Source organism: Stenotrophomonas sp. WHRI 8082 (assembly GCF_040223995.2).
In the GTDB taxonomy this organism is placed as follows: domain Bacteria; phylum Pseudomonadota; class Gammaproteobacteria; order Xanthomonadales; family Xanthomonadaceae; genus Stenotrophomonas.
Genome location: NZ_CP167826.1, coordinates 822,811 through 842,391, shown reverse-complemented (window position 1 = coordinate 842,391; position 19,581 = coordinate 822,811). Strand labels below are relative to the sequence as shown.

General features: G+C 66.5%; 14 protein-coding genes. 8 read left to right on the top strand and 6 right to left on the bottom strand.

The window, feature by feature from the left end; all coding sequences use genetic code 11:
* Positions 1 to 40 precede the first annotated feature (40 nt).
* The 4 genes from ABRP17_RS03705 to ABRP17_RS03690 are packed head-to-tail and all read left to right on the top strand — an operon-like array spanning position 41 to position 4,157.
* Positions 41 to 1,072 (top strand): homoserine O-succinyltransferase, encoded by a 1,032-nt coding sequence (locus ABRP17_RS03705; protein WP_372486883.1) that lies wholly within the window; start codon positions 41 to 43, stop codon positions 1,070 to 1,072.
* A complete protein-coding gene (locus tag ABRP17_RS03700) occupies positions 1,069 to 2,307 on the top strand; it encodes an O-succinylhomoserine (thiol)-lyase (protein ID WP_349986197.1) in 1,239 nt (412 codons plus the stop codon). The genes ABRP17_RS03705 and ABRP17_RS03700 overlap by 4 nt, the downstream gene beginning before the upstream one ends.
* Positions 2,304 to 3,398: a homoserine dehydrogenase gene (locus ABRP17_RS03695; RefSeq protein ID WP_349986198.1), complete on the top strand. Its 1,095-nt coding sequence runs from the start codon at positions 2,304 to 2,306 to the stop codon at positions 3,396 to 3,398. Before ABRP17_RS03700 ends, ABRP17_RS03695 begins: the two co-directional genes overlap by 4 nt.
* Before the next feature lie 45 nt (positions 3,399 to 3,443).
* The gene (locus tag ABRP17_RS03690) at positions 3,444 to 4,157 is read left to right on the top strand and encodes a response regulator transcription factor (protein WP_349986199.1); all 714 of its coding nucleotides are present in this window, start codon (positions 3,444 to 3,446) and stop codon (positions 4,155 to 4,157) included.
* Here the strand turns inward: ABRP17_RS03690 and ABRP17_RS03685 are convergent.
* On the bottom strand, positions 4,154 to 5,458 hold the full coding sequence (locus ABRP17_RS03685; RefSeq protein ID WP_349986201.1) for a HAMP domain-containing sensor histidine kinase: 1,305 nt from the start codon (positions 5,456 to 5,458) through the stop codon (positions 4,154 to 4,156). The two genes, ABRP17_RS03690 and ABRP17_RS03685, sit on opposite strands and share 4 nt — an antisense overlap.
* Positions 5,459 to 5,699: 241 nt before the next feature.
* On the opposite strand from ABRP17_RS03685, the gene ABRP17_RS03680 reads away from it, so the two are divergent.
* Complete coding sequence (locus ABRP17_RS03680; RefSeq protein ID WP_349986203.1) at positions 5,700 to 9,167, top strand: ESPR-type extended signal peptide-containing protein; 3,468 nt, start codon at positions 5,700 to 5,702, stop codon at positions 9,165 to 9,167.
* 69 nt (positions 9,168 to 9,236) lie between these two features.
* Positions 9,237 to 11,075 carry a S8 family peptidase gene (locus ABRP17_RS03675; RefSeq protein ID WP_349986204.1) on the top strand — a complete coding sequence of 613 codons (1,839 nt, stop codon included), beginning with the start codon at positions 9,237 to 9,239 and terminating at the stop codon, positions 11,073 to 11,075.
* Between the two features lie 48 nt (positions 11,076 to 11,123).
* Here ABRP17_RS03675 and ABRP17_RS03670 read toward each other — a convergent pair whose 3' ends face one another.
* Both ABRP17_RS03670 and ABRP17_RS03665 read right to left on the bottom strand, forming a co-directional pair.
* The gene (locus ABRP17_RS03670) at positions 11,124 to 12,116 is read right to left on the bottom strand and encodes an alpha/beta hydrolase (protein WP_349986205.1); all 993 of its coding nucleotides are present in this window, start codon (positions 12,114 to 12,116) and stop codon (positions 11,124 to 11,126) included.
* Between the two features lie 109 nt (positions 12,117 to 12,225).
* Positions 12,226 to 13,608 carry an L-serine ammonia-lyase gene (locus tag ABRP17_RS03665; RefSeq protein ID WP_349986206.1) on the bottom strand — a complete coding sequence of 461 codons (1,383 nt, stop codon included), beginning with the start codon at positions 13,606 to 13,608 and terminating at the stop codon, positions 12,226 to 12,228.
* 97 nt (positions 13,609 to 13,705) lie between these two features.
* On the opposite strand from ABRP17_RS03665, the gene ABRP17_RS03660 reads away from it, so the two are divergent.
* Positions 13,706 to 13,933: a glutaredoxin family protein gene (locus tag ABRP17_RS03660; RefSeq protein WP_349986208.1), complete on the top strand. Its 228-nt coding sequence runs from the start codon at positions 13,706 to 13,708 to the stop codon at positions 13,931 to 13,933.
* 64 nt (positions 13,934 to 13,997) lie between these two features.
* On the opposite strand, the gene ABRP17_RS03655 is transcribed toward ABRP17_RS03660, so the two are convergent.
* From ABRP17_RS03655 to ABRP17_RS03645, 3 genes are read right to left on the bottom strand one after another with little or no spacing between them, the layout of a single operon-like run.
* Entirely contained in the window at positions 13,998 to 14,564 is a 567-nt protein-coding gene (locus ABRP17_RS03655) for a YceI family protein (protein ID WP_349986209.1), read from the bottom strand.
* 3 nt (positions 14,565 to 14,567) lie between these two features.
* Positions 14,568 to 15,137 (bottom strand): cytochrome b, encoded by a 570-nt coding sequence (locus tag ABRP17_RS03650; RefSeq protein WP_349986211.1) that lies wholly within the window; start codon positions 15,135 to 15,137, stop codon positions 14,568 to 14,570.
* Positions 15,134 to 15,832, bottom strand: coding sequence for a YceI family protein (locus ABRP17_RS03645; protein WP_372486882.1), 699 nt, complete (start codon positions 15,830 to 15,832; stop codon positions 15,134 to 15,136). The genes ABRP17_RS03650 and ABRP17_RS03645 overlap by 4 nt, the downstream gene beginning before the upstream one ends.
* A 172-nt stretch (positions 15,833 to 16,004) precedes the next feature.
* Between ABRP17_RS03645 and ABRP17_RS03640 the strand changes: the two genes are divergently transcribed.
* Positions 16,005 to 19,541 (top strand): ATP-binding protein, encoded by a 3,537-nt coding sequence (locus ABRP17_RS03640; protein ID WP_349986212.1) that lies wholly within the window; start codon positions 16,005 to 16,007, stop codon positions 19,539 to 19,541.
* The last annotated feature ends 40 nt before the right edge of the window (positions 19,542 to 19,581 follow it).

The window sequence follows — 19,581 nt, the reverse complement described above, 5'->3', positions numbered from 1 at the left end:
TGGCCACTCCTCGGGAATGTTTCCCTTATTGGATACCGCCATGAGCTTCGCCCCCGCCACTGCCCCCCGTTCCGAATCCTTTGTCCCCGTCAGCGTGCCGGTCGAAGACCGCGTGCATGCCGTGCGCGGCGAATTCGCCGCGGTGCTGGACATGCGCCACGCGGGACCACGCGCCATCCGCCTGCGCTATGAATGCGTCGGCCCCGCCGATGCGCCCGTCGTGGTGCTGGCCGGCGGCATCTCCGCCAACCGCCATGTCGCGGCCAATGCGCAGTTCAGCGAAAAAGGCTGGGCCGAGGGACTGGTCGGCTCTGGCCGCACCCTGGATCCGCAGGTGCTGCGCATTCTGGCGTTCGACTTCATCGGCGCCGACGGCGCGCAGGACGTACCGATCGATACCGCCGACCAGGCCGACGCGCTGGCGATCCTGCTGGATCACCTGGCCATCGCGCAGCTGCAGGCCTTTGTCGGCTATTCCTACGGCGCATTGGTGGCGCAGCAGTTCGGTGTGCGCCACCGCCAACGCGTGCAGCGTCTGGTCGTGGTCAGCGGCGCGCATCGGGCACATCCCTACGCTGCCGCCTGGCGCGCTCTACAGCGCCGTGCCGTCGCGCTGGGCCAGCTGCAGTGCAGCGACGAGAACGGCCTCGCACTTGCCCGCCAGTTCGCCATGCTGAGCTACCGCACACCGGAAGAGTTCAGTGAACGCTTCGACGCGGCCCCGGAAGTCATCAATGGGCGCGTGCGTGTCGCTGCCGAAGACTATCTGGATGCGGCTGCCGCGCAGTACGTCGCGCGCACACCGGTCATCGCGTGGCTGCGCCTGTCTGAATCCATCGACCTGCATCGCATCGATCCGGCGCAGCTGTTGCTGCCGACCGTAGTCGTCGCCGTGGAAGGTGATCGGCTGGTACCGCTGGCCGATCTTGTCAGCCTGGTTGAAGGCCTGGGTCCGCGCAGCAGTCTGCGCGTGCTGCGCTCGCCTTACGGCCACGATGCCTTCCTCAAAGAAACCGATCGCATCGACGCGATCCTCGCCAACGCCATCCGCATCCCGGGAGAAACCGCATGAGCCGCTCCGATAACGCTGCACTGCCCTGTAGTCGCACCACGGCCGCCGTCCGCGCCGGCATTGACCGCGATACGGCACACGGCGCGGTGACACCGCCGATCGTGCTGTCCTCGAACTTCAGCTTCGATGGCTTCAACAACAAGCGGCAATACGACTACACGCGCAGTGGCAACCCGACCCGCGACCTGCTGGGGGAGGCACTGGCCGAACTCGAAGGCGGTGCGGGTGGCGTGGTGACGGCGACCGGCATGGGCGCGATCAACCTGGTCCTGCAGGCACTGCTGGGACCGGACGACACGCTGGTGGTGCCGCATGACGCGTACGGCGGCAGTTGGCGCCTGTTCAACGCGTTGGCCGGCAAGGGCCAGTTCAAGCTGGTCACTGCCGACCTGACAGACCCGCGCTCGCTGGCACAGGCCCTGGCGACCTCGCCGAAACTCGTGCTGGTGGAAACGCCGTCCAACCCGCTGCTGCGCATCACCGACCTGCGCTTCGTGATCGATGCAGCGCACAAAGCCGGCGCGCGGGTCGTGGTCGACAACACGTTCCTGTCGCCGGCGCTGCAGCAGCCACTGGCGTTTGGCGCTGACCTGGTGCTGCACTCGACCACCAAGTACATCAATGGTCACAGTGATGTCGTCGGTGGAGCGGTCGTGGCGCGTGATCCCGAACTGGCACAGCAGTTGACCTGGTGGGCCAACGCGCTCGGCTTGACCGGCTCGCCATTCGACGCCTTCCTGACCCTGCGCGGGCTGCGCACGCTGGACGCCCGTCTGCGCGTGCACCAGGAGAACACGGCGGCCATCGTGTCACTGCTGGCGGACCATCCGGCCGTGGCGCAGGTGTACTACCCCGGCCTGGCGGACCATCCCGGCCATGCCATCGCGGCGCGGCAGCAGAGTGGATTCGGCGCGATGCTGTCGTTCGAGCTGGTCCAGTGCGAAGGCGACGACCCGCACGCGGCGGTGCGCGCCTTCGTCGACGGCCTGCGCTACTTCACGCTGGCCGAGTCGCTGGGGGGTGTCGAGAGCCTGGTGGCGCATCCGGCCACCATGACGCACGCGGCAATGAGCGTCGAGGCGCGCCAGGCTGCCGGCATCAGCGAGGGGCTGCTGCGCCTGTCGGTCGGCATCGAATCCGAGCGTGATCTGCTGGCCGACCTGACCTTGGCGCTGGCGCGTGCGGCGACGGTGGTCACTGCCGGCGCAGGCCAGAAGCAGGCTGTCGACGCATGAATGCGCTGCTCGCCAGATCCACCCCGCCGCAGACCGCGCGCCTGGCCCTGTTGGGTACGGGCACGGTAGGCGCTGCCTTCGTCACCCGGTATCAGACGCTACGGGCCGGTGGCGCCCACCTGCCTGCGCTGCAATGGCTGGCCAATTCGCGCGCCACGCTGGCCTGCACTGCCGATCCGGCGGAGTCGCTGCAGCAGGTGCGCAGTGCGCCGCAGCGGACCGTCGGCGCATCGCCGTGGTCGCACGCCGACACGCTGCGTGCCGGTGACGTGGTGGTTGATGCCACAGCCAGCGACCTTGTGGCTGCCGAGCACGCCCCGTGGGTGGCGCGGGGGGTGCACGTGGTCACCGCCAACAAGCTGGGGCAGGGCGCGCAGCTGGAGCGCGCGCAGCAGATCCACCGCGGCTGCACCGCCACCGGTGCGGTCTACGGCGACAGTGCCACTGTCGGTGCCGGGCTTCCGTTGCTGAGCAGCCTGCGCGCGCTGGTGGAAGGAGGCGACCGCATCCATCGCATTGAAGGCGTCCTGTCTGGATCGCTGGCGTGGTTGTTCAATCGTTACGATGGCCGTCAGCCGTTCTCCGCCGCCGTGCGTGAGGCGGTGGCAGCGGGCTACACCGAGCCGGATCCCCGTGAAGATCTTTCCGGGGAAGACGTTCGCCGCAAGCTGCTGATCCTGGCGCGCGCCTGCGGCCTGGCCATGGACGCCAGTCAGGTGCAGGTGACATCGCTGGTGCCCGCCGGCTTGGCCGCCCTGTCGTCGGGCGAGGCACTGGCACGGTTGCAGCTGCTGGATGCAGGCATCCACGCGCGCTGGCGGCAGGCCGAAGACGCAGGCCGGCGACTGCGTTTCATCGGCTGCATCGAGCGTGGTACGGCGCAGGTGGGCGTGCAGGCATTGCCTGTCGACCATCCGCTGGCGCTCGGCGCGGGAACCGACAACCGTGTCGCGATCCACAGCGACCGCTATCGTGAACAACCCCTTTTGATCCAAGGACCTGGTGCGGGCGCAGAGGTGACCGCCGCGGCATTGCTGGACGACGTGCTGCGCATCGCGCGGACGTCGATGGGCGGTGGCCGGGGAGACTGATCGCTGGGCTAGGATGCAGTGCGTTGATCTGTTGAAGGGCAGCACGTGCACCTATCTGATTCTTCCGCGTTGCGGCTGATCGTTGTCGAAGATGACGGCCTTCTGCGTGAGCGCATCCTGCTGCCGGGCCTGCGCGAGCATGGCTTCCAGGCCCACGGTGTCGGCACGGCGGCGGCGCTGCAGGAGGCACTGCGCGTGGCGGTTCCGGACCTCATCGTGCTGGATCCGGGTCTGCCAGACGCTGACGGCTTCGAGCTGGCGCCGTCGCTGCGATTACAGCTGCCCGGTGTCGGGATCGTCATGCTGACCGGCCGCCGCGCCTTGGCCGACCAGATGCGTGGTCTGGTCGACGGCGCCGATGCCTATCTGGTCAAGCCGGTGAAGATCGAGTTGCTGGCGGCCACGCTGCACAGCGTCGGTCGGCGCTTGGCCGATAGCCACGCAGGTGCCGCGCAGGCGCACGCGCTGACCGGAGGATGGCAGCTGGATGCGGACGGCTGGCGCCTGCTGGCTCCCTGCGGCCGCACGATGGCGCTCACCCGCAGTGAGCGCCCGCTGTTGCACTGCCTGATCGCACGCAGCGGTGAAGTGGTGGGCCGCGATGCACTGATTGCCCTGCTGACAGGTGATGTACATACGTTTGATCCGCATCGGCTCGACTCGCTGATCCATCGTCTGCGGCGCAAAATATCGACCGCCAGTGGCCATCGCTTTCCCTTGCTCGCCGTGCACGGACAGGGCTACGTGTTCGCGCCCTAGGCCGCAGGCAGCCGCAGTCGCACGTCGGTGCCTTCGCCCAACACGCTGTGCACGCTGATCGTGCCGCCGTATGCGGTCACGCGCTCCTGCACCAGCATCAGCCCAAGCCCGTGGCCGCGAGCAGTCGTCCGGCCGGTGTAAAGGGGATCGAACAGCCGTTGCCGTTGCAGCGCGTGCATGCCGCGACCGCTGTCGCGGACCGAGATTTCCACCTGATCGCCGTGCCGGTCCAGCTCGATGCGCACATGGTCGGCCGAAGCGGGTCGCAGCGCATCACGTGCATTGATTACCAGGTTCAGGATCATCAGCGCGAACTCGCTGCGGTCCATGTACAGGCTTGCCTTAGTGCTGATTTCCGGCGGACGCAGTTGGCTGCGGTTGATGAAAAGCGGCTCCAGCAGCGGCCGCAGCTGCAGCAGCGCGCAGCCTGCGTCAAACCGCTCGGGGCGCGTGTCATCCAGGCGACTGACGCGCAGCAACGCACCACTCAGATGTTCGCCGAGCTGCACCGCATGGGTCATTCCCTGCAGGGCATTGTCCAGTTCCTCGTCCGGCGGCAGCTGTCTCGACCGGCGCTGCGCCTGGTCGCGGAAGCCCTGCAAAAGCGCCAGGACGTGATTGAAATCGTGGGCGATTCCGCAGTTCAAGTTGCCCATTACCGCCAGCTTTTCGGCGCGATGCAGGCGTGCTCGCAGATCCGTACAACGTGCCACTTCCTGCTGCAGCCGCGCGGCGTCGTGGCGCCGGCGTGCCTGCTCTACGGTGCGCATCCGTAGCGCGCCATCGATGCCCAGCGTCAGCAGGGTGTATCCCGCCGCCCACCACAGCGGCGTGGTTTCTCTGTTCAGTGCCAGCAGGCAGAGCAGGGCGCACCAGACGGACCAGAGCGCGGCCCTTCCTGCCGCAAGGCCCGCCAGCAGCGGCAGAAGAAGCAAGGTGACGGGATGCAGCACAGCGGTCGCAAAGCCCATCCAATGCGCGGTCGGCGGGCTGCTGACAAGGCTGACGACCACCAGCGTGCCCACGCCCGAGCGCACGCGTCCAGCCGCAACCCACGTCGCGCACAGCACGGCATTGGTCGTGGCGAGCAAGGCCATCAACAGAATCGACATCCAGTGCGGGGGCAACGGGCTCATGGACAGCATCGATCCCCCATCCAGCAGCTGCACGCCTGCATGCAGCAACAGCAGCAGATGCAACTGCACGACCAGCGTGCCGGAGCATGCGCTGGACAGCGCCGCCCAAGGGCGCTTCGTTGTCTCGGCTGGGGAAAGGTAGCGCGATGCGTACTGACTCGTCATGGCATGCGTCGTCGCGGTGACGGTGAGAAATGGCGAGTATTTGGTGAGGTTGCGTGCGTGACAACGATTGTGGCTGAACAGTACGTTCATCCGCGCCGTTGCAGCGCGCTTTCAGTTTTCGCGCATTCAAGTTGCTGGGACGTGCACACCTTCTGCTTCTGGACCTGCGATCCAGTGCAGCGCCTTGCGCTGCCTGCCTGCGGGACGGGAGTGCCTTGCCCTTCAACTCATCAGGTGATGAATGAACAGGATTTTCAGCCGTGTGTGGAGTCGCTCGCTACAGCAACTGGTCGTGGCCTCGGAGCTGGCCTCGCCGGGCCGCGGGACAGGTCAGAGACGACGCGTGGTGCGTTGCCTGGTAGCCGGTGCGTTGTTGGTGCCGGCGTGGGCGTCGATGGCATCGGACGCCTCAACACTGCCCACCACATCCACTGCTTCGGGTTATGTGGATGTCGATGGCAAGGACGATGGGAGCGACGATGCGAGCGCAAGCGGTGACGGTGCGTTGGCAGTGGGTGTGATGGCCCAGGCACAGGCGACCAATGCGATCGCGCTGGGTACCGGGGCAGCCGCTTCGGCGCAGTCAGCCATCGCGGTCGGCGATGGCAGCGCGGCATCCGGTGCCGGTGCGGTCGCGGTGGGCTCGCAGTCGTCATCCAGCGGGTATGCCAGCGTGGCCGCCGGTGGGCTGGCCAACGCCGAGGGCAACAGCTCGGTGGCGCTGGGTACGCAGTCGCACGCGAAAGGCGCCGCAGGCATTGCCGTGGGATTGCAGTCCGCGGCAGAGGGGGATTTCTCCACCGCCATCGGCATGGACAGCCAGGCCGCCGGCGACGGGGCAGTCGCGCTGGGTACCAGCGCCAGCGCATCGGGTTTCCGTGGCGTCGCCACGGGGTACCTGGCCACCGCCAGCGGCGATGGCGCGATCGCCATCGGCGGTCAGTACGTGTGTGATCTGTGCGTGGCGGAAAACACCCAAGCGAGCGGCAGCAACAGCATGGCCGTAGGCCAGTCTGCGCGCGCGTTGGGCAGCGATGCGGTTGCCCTGGGGGCGCTGAGCGCCGCCTTCGGCGACCGTGCGGTAGGCATCGGTGCGGACAGCAGGGCCCAAGGCAACAACAGCACGGCCATCGGCCAGCAGGCCGTCACCACGGGGGCCAACAGCATCGCGCTGGGCAGCAACGCGCGTGCGATGGGTACGGAGAATCCCGCGACGTTGAGCAACAACATCGCCATCGGTGCCGACAGCCTGGCCGATTATGCCAATGCCACGGCGCTGGGGCCCCAGGCACGGGCCACCGGCCTGTCATCGATGGCGCTGGGCTCGAGGGCACAGGCGTCGGAATGGAGCGCGCTGGCGGTCGGTACTGGCGCGGCGGCGGGCGGGGCGTTTGGCGTGGCCCTGGGTGACAGCAGCCAGGCCGGAGCGTTCCAGGCCGTCGCGCTGGGTGCCGGCGCCAAAGCCACTGGCAGCGCGGCACTGGCAGTGGGCGGCTCCAGCGTGTCCGATGGCCTGGGCAGTGTGGCCGTGGGCAAGCTGTCTTACACGCATGGGGAGTACGCGACCGGAATAGGCACCATGGCGATTGCGTATGCAGATCGCAGTGTCGCCATCGGCAACGCCTGGACCCAGGAGCAGGCCACCGGCAGCGTGGCCCTCGGCTACGGATCGCTGGCAACGCGCCCCAATGCGGTATCGGTGGGCGCATCGCAGGAGTGGTTCGACATCCTGGGCGACGCCCACGGAGTGATGCAGCGGCAGATCACCGATGTAGCGGCCGGTATGGAAGATTACGATGCAGTGAACGTGGCCCAGCTGAAGGCGGTCGAAGCAAAGGCGGGAACCACGCGATTCCTGGCGGTGGATTCGGCAGTTGATGGCAGTGAGGATCCGCTGGCCAGCGGTGACGGTGCTACTGCGGTGGGGCCGCAGGCTGTCGCGGACGGGCAAGGTGCGGTCGCAGTGGGTCAGCAGAGCAACGCTCTGGGAACCGGTGCGCTGTCCATGGGATCACAAGCATTGGCTTACGGCGACGGGGCGATTGGCATAGGAAGCAGCGCGTCGAGCATTGGCCATGATGCGTTGGCCATCGGCAGCGGTGCCGCGGGGACCGCCGACTCCAGCACCGCCGTTGGCGGTACGTTCCGGGGGTCGATCAACGACGGACCCGTTGACATCAACACGGTGGCCAGCGGTCCCTTTTCTTCAGCATTCGGTGCGGGCGCGCAGGCAACGGGCCGTGCCGGTGTCGCAATCGGTTCAGCATCCTCGGCCTCCGGTGGTCAGAGCACGGCGCTGGGTTTCAATGCGCACGCCGATGGTGACACGGGTCTGGCTTTCGGCGCCCACTCCAATGCAAGTGGCAGCGGTGGGGCGGCAATCGGTTACGGTGCTGTAGCCAGTGGAATTTCCTCACAGGCAGTAGGCCGCTACAGCGAAGCAAGCGCGTTGTATTCCTCAGCGCTGGGTGTCTTCAGCGCGGCATCGGGTGTGTCGTCCATCGGTATCGGGACATTTTCCAACGCATCCGGCAGCGGCAGCATAGCGATGGGTGAATCTGCGTCGAGCAGTAACTACAACACCATTGCGATCGGACCCAGCGCCAAAGCCTCAGCGTGGCAGTCGGTTGCCTTGGGTGATTCTGCCCAGGCCAGTGCTGACCGTTCGGTCGCACTCGGTGCGGGTAGCAAGGCCGATCGGGTAAACACAGTATCGGTAGGCAGTGCAGGCGCCGAACGACAGATCACCAATGTCGCCGATGGGACTGAGGCGACCGATGCGGTCAACAAGCGTCAGCTCGATTCAGCCATGGCCGATGTCGGCGAGGTCACCGCCACGGCAGTGCGCTACGACGATGAAGGCAAGGCGCGCATCGGCCTGGCTGGCGAGCAGGGCACCACCATCAGCAACCTCAAGGCGGGTATCGCTGACCGGGACGCCGTCAATGTCTCGCAGTTGCAAGGTGTTGCGCATGCATTGGGCGGTGGCGCGCAACTTGGCACCGACGGCATGCTGGTGAGGCCGGTTTATACGATAGGCGGGGCGGGCTACGACAATGTCGGGGGCGCCTTTGGAGCGCTCGACAACGCACTGGGCAAGCTGGACACGCGAGTGGGCGCGCTTGAAACCGGTGTTACGCCTCCTCCCGTCGGTGGCGGTGGCGGCGGTGTTGATCCAGACAACGGCCTGATCGCTGCTGGCAGTGCGCCAGATTCGGTGGCCATCGGTAAAGGGTCCGTCGCCGAGGAGACCGGAACGGTGTCGGTCGGCACCGACGCTCAGCCACGTCGGGTCACCCACGTAGGCACGGGCACGGCAGACACCGATGCAGCCAATGTCGGGCAGGTCAAGACGGGCGACGCACAGACTCTCGCATCGGCCCGTAGTTACACCGACTCGCGTTACAAGGAGTTGGACGACCGTTTCCTCGACCTGTCACAGGGTGTGGATCAGCGTCTGCGCCAGCAGGATCGTCGGATCGACCGCCAAGGCGCGATGAGCACCGCGATGATGAACATGGCGATCAACGCCTCGGGCAGTCGTAGCCCCCGTGGACGCGTGGCGGTAGGTGCCGGTTGGCAGAACGGGCAGCAAGCCCTTTCCGTTGGGTACGGCAAGCAGGTAGGGGAGCGGGCCAGCATCAGCCTCGGCGGTGCGTTCAGTGGCAGTGACCGTTCTGCCGGCGTGGGTTTCGGCATCGACCTGTGATCTCTGGGCCGCTCTGCAAGGGCGGCCTTCACTCAAGCAGGCGATTCAGTGGCCTGTTACGGATAGAACATGATGAATAAAAAAGTGTCTCTCTGCTCCTGCGCGCTTGCCGCAGGTATTGCCCTGGGTACGCTGGCCGGCCCCGCGATGGCCGCCGATCTCACGATCGGCCGCAAGGTCCAGCCACTGCGACAACTGCCGGCAAGGCAGGCATCCACCCAGCTGATCGTCAAATACAAACCCGGCAGTGCCCCCGCACGCGATCGCAGCCGCGTACAGGCGAGCCTGATGGCCGCTGCAAGTCGTGGGCTTGGTGCATCCAGTGCACGGTCGATGTCCACGCTGCGCAGTCTGCGCCGAAGCGCCACTGGTGCGGACATCATCAGCGCTGGGCGCGTCCTTCGCTCTGAACAGACCCAGGCGTTGCTTGAACAACTGCGCAAGGATCCCGACGTTCTGTACGCGCAGCTGGATACGCGGAAGTACGCCCTGGATTTGATGCCCAACGATCCACAGCTGCCCATCTACCAATGGGACCTGCTCAATACGGTAGGGGGTATCTACGGACCCAAGGCGTGGGGAGACAGCACCGGCGAAGGCGTGGTGGTTGCCGTGATCGATACGGGCTCGACGCCGCATGTCGACCTGAAAGACAACCTGATTCCCGGTTACGACTTCGTTTCTTCGTATGGTCAATCACCCGACGACCCCGATGTTGCAGGTGACGGTGACGGCCGCGATCCCGATGCGACCGACCCGGGTGACTGGATCGATGAGACCATGCAGTGGTGTGGCGATCCCTCGCCCAGCAGCTGGCACGGTACGCATGTCGCCGGCACTGTAGCTGCCATGACCAATAATGGCCGGGGTGTGGCAGGCACGGCATGGGGCGCGAAAGTGCAACCCGTCCGCGCGTTGGGGCACTGCGGTGGCTTGACGTCGGATATCGCCGACGCCATCGTCTGGGCGGCAGGTGGCCATGTCGAAGGGATTCCCGACAATCCCACGCCGGCCGATGTGATCAACATGAGTCTGGGTGGCAGCGGCAGCTGCGCTGATGATTCCGCAACGCAGGAAGCGATTGATCTGGCCGTCAAGCGCGGCACCACGGTGGTGGTAGCCGCCGGAAACCAAGCAGCAAACGCGGCGCTGTACAGTCCGGCCAGTTGCCGCAATGTGATCACCGTAGGTGCGACCGGCATCGACGGCGCCATGGCCAGCTATTCCAACTACGGGCCGCTGGTGGATGTGGCCGCGCCAGGCGGAGATACCAGCTCCTCAGGCGACATCTCGCAGGGGGCGATCTGGTCCACCGGCAATGACGGCGACACGGTGGCAGGAAAAGACATCCTTGTCGGCATGATGGGTACGTCCATGGCATCCCCCCATGTTGCCGGCATCGTCGCCCTCATGCAGTCCGCTGCAGTCGGGGCGGGTCGGGGAGCGTTGACACCGGATCAGGTAAGGCAACTGCTGGTCCAATCAGTGCGTCCATTCCCCTTGCAACCCCCTGCTGACCGTCCCATCGGTGCAGGGTTGGTCGACGCCGGGCGTGCGGTGCAGTTGGCACTGGGTAACCCATTGCCGGAACTGCCGATCCCGGAGTTGTCCAGTGGTGTCGTGCTGAGTGGGGTCAACGGAGCTGCCGGACAGTCCAGCCTTTACATGCTGGACGTGCCGGAGGGCACGAAGAGTCTGAACCTGCGCACCGTCGGCGGCCGCGGCGATGTCAGCCTGTACGCCTCGGAAGGTGTCAAGCCGGACGCCGACACTGCACAGTACCGTTCCACGCGTCCAGGCAATGCGGAGGTCATCATCGTGAACAATCCGCGTCCCGGAACATGGTATCTGCGCGTAGTGGGCGAGACGGCTTTCAACGAGGTGGGTGTGCTGGCAATCAAGCGCTGAACCAACCTGCCGGTATGGGGCCCACGGTATGTGCGCCCCGTATCCCTGCTACTGCTGGTCGTCCAGTGCACGCATAAGCGCAGCATTGAACCGCGCCGGATCCTGCACCTGTGGCGAATGCCCCAGGTCGGCGAATTCCACCAGCTGTGCACCGGGTATGGCCGCTGCGGCGGCCTTGCCCAACAGCGGGTAATTGCCCAGCTTCGCCTTGAGCGCGGGTGGCGCCTGGTCGCGACCGATCGCGGTCCGATCCTTCTGGCCGATGTACAGCGTGGTCGGCACGCGGATGTTCTTCAGTTCGTACACCACCGGCTGGTTGAACACCATGTCCGAGGTCAGCGCCTGGCTCCAGGCCACCGCCTCTTTGCCTGCGCCGGCGTACATGCCGGCCTGCATGCGCGCCCAGTGCTCGAACGAGGGTTGCCAGTCGCCGCTGTAGTAAACGTCCAGCTGGTACTTCTTTATCGAATCGAAGGTTGTCTTCAACTCGTTGGAATACCACGCATCGACACTGCGCCACGGCACGCCGAGGGCTTTCCAGTCTTCCAGTCCGATCGGATTGACCAGTGACAGCGACTGGGTGGCCTGCGGATACAGCAACGCATAGCGCGCGGCCAGCATGCCGCCCATCGAATGGCCGACGATATGCGCCCGCTGCACGCCCAGCTGCTCAAGCAGGGCGTGGGTGTTGGCGGCCAATTGGCCGAACGAGTACTGGTAGCCGGCAGGCTTGCTGGATCGGCAGAAGCCGATCTGGTCCGGTGCGATGACCCGGTATCCGGCATCAAGCAACGGCTTGATGGTCTCCTGCCACGTGGCGGCGCAGAAGTTCTTCCCATGCAGCAGCACCACGGTGCCAATCGGTGACCGCGCTGGAGCGACGTCCAGGTAAGCCATCTCCAGCGGCTGGCGCTGGGATTCCAATGCGAACGTCTTTACCGGATAGGGGTAATCAAACCCCTCCAGGCGGGGGCCGTAGACATCCGCGGCAGTAGCAGCGACAGGACAGCAAGCGATCAGGGCGGCGGCCAGCAGGCGCATGGCGGTCTCCATGGAAGGGGAGGCCGAGCATACCGCAGCGCCAAACATCACCCTGTCGAACCCTCGCATCCATCCGGTAGCGCCGAGCCACGCTCGGCACCACCCGCCGTCAGCACTCGATGACGTTGACCGCCAAGCCGCCGCGGCTGGTTTCCTTGTACTTGTCCTGCATGTCGCGGCCGGTATCGCGCATGGTCTTGATGACCTTGTCCAACGACACCTTGTGCTTGCCGTCGCCGCGCATCGCCATGCGTGAGGCGTTGATCGCCTTCACCGCTCCCATCGCATTGCGTTCGATGCAGGGGATCTGAACCAGTCCGCCAATAGGGTCACAGGTCAATCCAAGGTTGTGCTCCATGCCGATTTCCGCGGCATTTTCGATCTGGCTGGGACTGCCGCCCAACGCCGCGACCAGCCCGCCGGCCGCCATCGAGCACGCCACCCCGACTTCCCCTTGGCAACCCACTTCGGCGCCGGAGATCGAGGCGTTTTCCTTGTAAAGGATGCCGATCGCCGCCGACGTCAGCAGGAAATCGAAGATGCGCTGTTCATTGGCGCCCGGGCAGAAGCGATCGAAGTAATGCAGCACCGATGGCAGAACGCCCGCCGCGCCATTGGTCGGTGCGGTGACCACGCGACCGCCCGCGGCGTTCTCTTCGTTCACCGCCAAGGCATACAGATTCACCCAGTCCAGCGTCGTCAGCGGGTCACGCATCGCCGCTTCGGGTTTCGATGACAGCTCGCGATACAGCGCCGGTGCACGACGGCCCACCTTCAGTCCCCCCGGCAGGACGCCCTCCTGGCGGATGCCACGTGCCACGCATGCCTGCATGGCCGTCCAGATCTCGCGCAGCAGTTCGCGGATCTCGTCCTCGCTGCGCCAGGATTTCTCATTCTCGAACATCAACTGGGCGATGCTCAGCCCACTGCGCGCAGTCTGCGCCAACAGTTCGTCGCCGCTCTTGAAGGGGTAGGGCAGCGGGGTCTCATCGGGCACGATGCGATCATCGGCGGCATCGTCCTGGTTGACCACGAAGCCGCCGCCGACGGAATAATAATCGCGCGTGGCGATCACCTCGTCGTTCGCATCGAAGGCGGTGAAGCGCATGCCGTTGGTGTGATAGGGCAGCTTCTGCCGCTTGTTCAGTCCCAGATCGCGTTTTTCATCGAACACGATCTCGTGCTGACCCATCAGGTTGAGCCGCTTGCTGGTGCGGATACGCTCCAGCGTCGCCGGGATGATGTCCGGATCGATCAGGTTGGGGCGCTGTCCTTCCAGTCCCAGCAGCACGGCTTTGTCCGTGCCGTGGCCGCGCCCGGTCAGCGCGAGTGATCCGTAGACGTCCGCACGGATGCGCACCACATCCTGCAGTCTGCCCGGATCCAGCAGCCAGCGATGCACGAACCGTTCGGCCGCCTTCATGGGCCCTACGGTGTGCGAAGAGCTCGGGCCAATGCCGATCTTGAATACGTCGAACGTGCTGACTGCCATGGATGCCGTGCTGCAGGTACCGGGAAAGCCGCTATTCTAGCGGTTGACGCGGCGGTTCCTTGGCTGCGGCGCAGCAAACCCATACGGAGCGGGCCCGGTGTTCATCCTGTACCAGCGCGACGACTGCCATCTGTGTGATCTGGCGCTGGCCGTGCTGGCGCAGGCAAGGGTGCCCCGGCTCGAGTCGGTATTCATCGAGGCAGATCCCGAACTTGAAACACGCTATGGCGCGCGGGTGCCTGTGCTGCGGGACAGCGCCGGCAGACGCGAGCTGGACTGGCCGTTCGATGCGGCCACACTCGCTGGATGGCTGCGGGCCGGGTAGCTAGTGCCGCGCCATGCGCGGCGGACGCCGGATGTCCGGACGCCCGCAGCCTGATGGCAGGGTGTCACTTGGCCTTGAAGTTGACCACGGTGCTGATCGCGGTCTCATCCGGGATGGTCTTGGTATCGGCCCAGTCACCGCCGCCGACGCCGAATTCCAGTCGCTTGACGCTCGCCTGACCCTTCAGGACCGGCTGTGTGCCCGGCGTCCAGGTGAACGTCAGGGTGACCGGCTTGCTGACGCCGCGCAGTTCCAGCGTGCCGTCCGCAGCGTATTTGTCGTTGCCCAGTGCGCGGAATCCACTGGCACGGTAATGCGCGGTGGCGAACTTGCCCACATCGAAGAAATCCGCTCCCTGCAGCGTGGAGTCGCGGTCGGCGTTGCCGCTCTTCGCGCCTGCCAGCGGGATCGTCACGTCCAGCTTGCCGGCAGCCAGATTGGCCGGGTCGAAACTGAGCTGCGTGGTGAAGCCCGGGAAGGTGCCGACGAAGACTTCGCCGTCGTACTTGGTCGCGAAGGCAAGGGTGGAACCCGGTGCCTGCACGTAGTCGGCGGCGATGGCCGGGGAGGCGGCAAGCAGGCACGCCAGGGCGGCAGCAACGACTGTCGGGGAGGTCAGTTTGATGGTCATCGTTCAATCCTTCTGGGGAGAGGAGATCCAGCCGCGCGGAAGCATCCGCACCAAGGTGGCATCACGCTGGAAAACATGGTGGTAGAGCGCGGCACCGGCATGCGCGGCGACGACGGCCACCAGCAGCCAGAAGCCGTATTCGTGGATCGCATGGGAAATGGCCACGGTCTGCGGATCCGGCGCGACCAGCTTGGGTACGTCGACCAGACCAAACCAGCGGAACGGCCGCAGGCCACTGGCCGAGTCGTAGATCCAGCCGGACAGCGGGATGCCGAACATCAGCACGTAGAGCAAGGCGTGGGTCACGCTCGCGATGCGCTCCTGCCAGGTCGGCGTGCCAGGCACCGCGGGCGGCGCACCGGCATACAGACGCCAGGCCAAGCGCAGCACGACCAGCGTCAGCACGGTGATGCCCAGCGACTTGTGGGCGGTGTACACCCAGAAGTACTTCGGCGTCTTCGGCAGTTCGCCCATGGTCAGGCCGACGATGCCCAGGGTGAGGATCAGCAGTGCGATCAGCCAGTGCAGGGTCTGGCTGACGCCACCCCAGCGCTGGGTATTGGGACGGCTCATGGCAGGCTCCTGGGCGCCGGCGTGGCGTCGATCGGGGGTTTGGACCCGGACGGCGGTGCCGTGTCGGGGGCGTCATCGTCCCCCTTGCGGTCGCGCACGGCTTCCACTTCCAGGCGGAGCTGCACGTCATCGCCGATCACGCTCGACCACGCGGTGATGCCGAAGTCACGGCGGCTCAGCGTGGCGGTGGCGGAAAAGCCGGCAGTGCGGCGGAAGGGCGGCAGCGGGTGGCGCTTGAGCGCGTTGAGGGTGACGTCCAGCGTAACGGGACGCGTCACGCCGCGCAGGGTCAGATCCCCCAACACGCGGGCGTGCGTTTCGTCGATGGGCTGTACGGAGGTCGACACGAAGCGGGCTTCCGGGAAACGCTCGCCATCAAGCAGGTTGCGCGCCAGGGCGGCCTGGTTCCACTTGCTGTCGCCCAGGTCCAGGTGCGCGATGGGAACGCGCACGTCCAACCGCGCGGCGGCCCAGTCGTCCGGGCTGAAATACAGTTCGCCCTCGCTGCCGGACACGGTACCCAAGGCATTCGAAAAGCCTGCGTGCTTGATGGCGAACAGCACCCGGGTGTGGACCGGATCGAGGCGATAGAGCGTATCGGCTGCCACAGCCAGGCCGGGCAGGGCGGACAACAACAGGCTGAGGGTAAGACGTAGCAGCACGCGTGCAGCTCCTGCAGGGGACGCAGCGATCATACCCACCCCGCTGGCTTCGCGAGCAGCCACATGGCCGCAACAGTTCATGGTGCGGATGGCACCGTGCCTGCCAGCGCGTGTCGTCGCTGGCCTGCGGAGCAGCCTGCCGCACGCCGCTTCGTCAAGGCTGTGTGACAATCGTTGTATCCAGGGAAGTGGAATGGCGAAGGGCATGCGTCAAGGACAGAGGGTGGTGCTGTTGCTGCTGGTGCTGCTCACCAGCCTGCTGCTGCCAGCAGCGCAGGCGGCGCCCGCCGGCGCGGAGACGCCCCGCCTGCGTCGCATCGGTACGGCCGAAGGGCTCCCGTCGCGGATGGTGACGGCGCTGGCCGAGGATGCGCAGGGTTATCTGTGGGCCGCGACCGACGGTGGGCTGGCCCGCTATGACGGGGTTTCCTTGCAGACCTGGCGGAACGACCCGCTGCAGGAAGGGTCGTTGCCCGGCAATGAGATCGAGACGATGCTGGTCGACGGCCGTGATCGCCTGTGGCTGGGGATCAACGGGGTGGGCCTGGTCCGCATGGGGCCGGAGCGGCAAGCCTTCGAGGTCATCAACGACATCAGTGCGGCCTGCGAAGGTCAGTTCTGGACGCTGGCCGATGCCGAGAATGCGCTGTGGGTGGGTACCAGTGCCTTCGGCCTGTGCCGCCGCGACGAAACGGGGCAGCTGCGCCGGTTCCGGCATGATCCGGCCGACCCGCACAGTCTGCCGAGCGACACGATCTTTTCCAGCGTGGTCGACGAGCGCGGACGTCTGTGGTTGGGGACCGAGCAGGGCGTAGCGCGTTGGAATGGCAGCGGGTTTGATCGTATCGGCGCGGATGTGCTGGGCGATGTGTCGGTGGTACGGCTCAGCCGTGGTGAAGCCGGCAGCGTCCTGGTGGGTACCCAGGGCGATGGTGCGTTCGTGATCGGCGCCGACGACCGGGCGCAGCGACCAGGCTGGTCACAGGCCGCCACGCTGCGCGCGGCGCTGATGCTGCACGATCGCCAGGGCGGTTACTGGGTCGGCAGCTCCGAAGGGCTGCTGCGCGGTGATGACCGGCAGCTGCGGCGGCTCGAGCACGACAGTGGCAGCGGCTTCCTGACCGCGCACAGCGGCGTGCTGGACATGCTGCAGGATCATGAAGGCGGCATCTGGGTGGGATTGCTGACGCAGGGCCTGGCCTATCTTCCGCCGGACTGGAAGCGCTTCTCGACCTGGTTCCAGCTGGACGGCAAGCCGCTGGACAGCCAGTACCTGCTCAGTGTGGCCAGCGACGGCACCGACTTCTTCGTGGGCGCCGCGCACGGGGTGTATCGGCTCGATGCCGGGGGTACGCTGTCGTTGCTGGTGAGCGATGAGCAGATCGGCAGTGGCGCGATATGGTCACTGCTGCCGCGACCGGACGGATCGTTGTGGCTGGGGCGGGCTGGCCGGATCACCGTGTTCGATCCCAAGCGCCGGACGCATCGCGATTGGCTGATCCAGGGCGGTGCCGATCTGCGCCAGCGGATTGACCTGATGCGGCAGGCACCGGATGGCACGGTGTGGTTGTCGGTGATGAATCACGGCCTGCAGCAGCGCGACGCGCAGGGACGCGTGCTGCGCGATTTCCCTCGCGCGACGTTGCCCGGCCGCAGTCAGGCTCCGGTGGAGCAGTTGCGTTTCGACCCGCAGGGTCAGCTGTGGGTGGTGGGCGACATGGGCGTGCTGCGCTTCCAGAACGACCGCTTCATCGCCATCCCGGGCGTCTCGCGCGGCACCATCTTCGACTTGGCCTGGGCCGGCCCGCGTAGCCTGTGGCTGGCGCGCCAGGGGGCGTTTGAACGCTACGAGTGGGATGGAAAGAGCCTGACGTTGCGTGAGCAGGTCGGCGCAGCAGAAGGCGTGCTGCCGGTGTCCATCGGCGGCCTGGTGATCGGTGCGGCGGGGCAGCTGTGGGCGACCAGCCCGCGCGGACTGATGCGCTGGGATACCGGCAAGCGCCAGCTGCGCATCTACAGTGAGCGCGATGGCCTGCCGGACGCGGAGTTCACCGGCCGCCCGCCGGCACAGGACGCTGCCGGCCGTGTGCTGGCGGTGTCGCAGACCGGTCTGGTCGGGTTTGATCCGGATAGGGCCGACGCGCCGCTGCCATCTTCGCAGCTGGTCATCGCCTCGGTGCACGTGCGCCGCGACGATGGCGAGGGCTGGCAGGACGTCACCGCCCGCTCGCCCATCACGCTGGGGCCGGACGACCGTGATCTGCAGATCAACGCGCGGCTGCTGTCCTTCGCAAATCCACGCAGCAATGCCTATCGATTCCGCGTGCAGGGCTATGACCTCAACTGGGTCACCGCCGCCGATGGCGAGCGCACGCTCTCGCGGCTACCGTCCGGCGCGTTCCAGATCGAGATCCAGGCGCGACACGCGGGCGGCGACTGGACGCCTGTGCAGGCACTGCAGGTGCAGGTGCTGCCGCCCTGGTGGCGCAGCGGGGTCGCACTGCTGGCCTACGGCGTGGGTGGGACCCTGCTGGTCGCTGGCGTGGCGTGGTACGTCCGCCTGCGCCTGCGCCGGCGACAGCAATGGCAGTTGAGCCTGCACAAGCAGCATCTGGCCGAGCAGGCCTCGCAGGCGAAGAGCCATTTCCTGGCAACGCTGGGGCACGAGGTCCGCACGCCGATGACCGGCGTGCTGGGCATGAGCGAGCTGTTGCTGGACACCGGGCTGGATGACCAGCAGCGCAGCTACGCCGGCGCCATCCACCAGGCCGGCACCCATCTGCTGCGGCTGGTCAACGATGCGCTGGACATGGCGCGGATCGAGGCCGGTCGGCTGGAACTGGACATCCGCCCGTTCGCGCTGGATGCCTTGTTCGACCAGGTGCAGGCCTTGATGGAGCCCATCGCGCGCCAGCGTGGGCTGGCCTTCCGCCGCGAGATGGCGTTTACCGGTCCGATATCGGTCAGCGGCGATGAGATGCGGGTGCGGCAGGTGCTGATGAACCTGCTCGGCAATGCGATCAAGTTCACCGAGCGCGGCCACGTCGGGGTATCCGTCGGTCCCGGCGGCGACGGCGTGGGCCTTCGGTTCGAGGTGGAGGACTCCGGCCCGGGCATTGCCGTCGAGCAACAGGCGCGCTTGTTCCAGCGATTCGAACAGGCCGACGGTCCGCGGACGGCGTCGCGCTACGGGGGATCCGGCCTGGGTCTGGCGATCAGCCAGGAGCTTGCCGTGGCGATGGGCGGCACCATCGACGTGGACAGCCTGCCGGGACACGGGGCGCGTTTCAGCGTGCTGCTGCCGCTGCCGTGGCATGCCGAAGACGTGGCGCCCGTGCCCGAGGCGCAGCCCTCGCCCGACGTGCTGCCGTCCCTGCGGATCCTGCTGGTCGAAGACGACCCGACGGTCGCTAGTGTGATCCAGGGTCTGCTGAGCGCACGTGGGCATGAGGTCGAACACGCGCTGCACGGACTGGCGGCGCTGTCGGCGGCGGCGACCTCGTCCTTCGAAGTCGGGTTGCTCGACCTGGACCTGCCGGCCCTTGACGGGCTGGGGCTGGCACGTCAGCTGCGGGCGATGGGTCATCGGTTCCCGTTGATCGCGGTGACCGCCCGTTCGGACAGTTACGCCGAAGCAGAGGTGCTGGACGCCGGATTCGATGGCTTCCTGCGCAAGCCGGTGACGGGCGACCTGCTGGTCGGGGCGATTGCCCGTGCGCGCCTGCGTCGCGCCTTCCCATGACGCAGGTGACACGGAGTTCACGCTTCGGCGGTTCCACGTC